This window comes from Cellvibrio sp. ARAG 10.3, from assembly GCF_051846955.1.
Taxonomy (GTDB): Bacteria; Pseudomonadota; Gammaproteobacteria; order Pseudomonadales; family Cellvibrionaceae; genus Cellvibrio.
On sequence record NZ_JBPYCU010000064.1, the window covers coordinates 1 to 1,171 of the forward strand.

Consider the following 1,171-nt stretch of genomic DNA (forward strand, 5'->3'; position numbering starts at 1 on the left):
CCCCAGATTAAAAATGCGGGTAATGCAAGCACGACCGTGACAAGCCGAATGATGAGGGTGTAGGTCACATCCATTGCGCTGGAGATGGCAATAAACCCAAGTGAGAAATGTCGCTGTAAGAATGCCAGAGCACGATCAACTCGTAGCCAGCGGTAGCCATCGTTTACCCATTCAACGGCCTGGGTCGCAAGCGATGCTGGCTGAACACTCAACAAAAAATTCTGATCCAACTGCGAGAGATACTGAATTTCTTTGTGCAAGACGTCGCGGGAATGATTCGTGTCCCAGACAAACAACATGCCAAGCCATTCCACCAGGATGGACATGACCAATGCAAACAAAAACCAGCCGATAAAACTGAATACTCGGCCAACCGTTGAGGAGATAACGAGTTCCGTCAAGGTGCGCTTTTCGTTGACACGATCTTTAACGGTTGCGGGTTTGCGCTCTGTCATTACGCCGCCTCCGACCAACGGTCGGGCATACGCGCCCAGTTTTCATTGTTTGCCGATGACCGGTACTGTTTGCGCATCGCGTTGGCGATAATGCTGATGTCTTTCGGCAGGGATTTTTCGTCGTTCAACATCGGCAGGCGGAGCTTGAAGAGTTTGCCCCCGATGAACGCAAAGGCCTGGCCTTTAGGCAATCGAGTCAAGTCACCCGGATGCAGTAAGGGCACGCGCTGCGAGGTAAGGCGTTGTTCGGTACGGCTTTGGAAATCGACATCCGGATTTCCTGGAGTGTCCGATGTGCCACTGTGCAGGCCGATGAGGTTGACATCAACCTCAGGCAATTGACTGGTGAGCAACTCCGCTGTTTCGAGTTCTTTCACGCGCAGCATGATGATCGATCCCAGATTACCGATCACCTGGCCTGCACGTGCGCGATCACCAAATCGCGCAATGATGTCGGACATGGTTTGTGTGTAGGCGGTCAACTGGAATCCGGCACCACCGGCCTTGTTGGCCATCGGCACAAACTCTTTCCCAACCAACTCATTAAATTCATCCAGGTGCAAACACACCTTGCGTTTCTTGCCATCCGCACCTTCGTAAACAAAGAGGCCGTGGTCGCTGCCGAATTTGTAGATGGTACCGGCGGTCGACGTCAGATCCGCAAACATGGAGCAGCCCACGGCCGATGCCACTTCAGGATCTGAAAGTGCGTCGAG

Annotated in this window: 1 protein-coding gene and 1 pseudogene; both read right to left on the reverse strand. The window is 52.9% G+C overall.

Annotation, left to right across the window (positions count from 1 at the left end):
* Positions 1-455 (reverse strand): annotated as a pseudogene (locus ACSV5M_RS21770) (hypothetical protein); the annotation flags it as partial.
* The coding region (locus ACSV5M_RS21775) for a TraM recognition domain-containing protein (RefSeq protein ID WP_439178957.1) at positions 455-1,171 on the reverse strand (717 nt) is incomplete at its 5' end. The pseudogene ACSV5M_RS21770 and the gene ACSV5M_RS21775, both read right to left, overlap by 1 nt.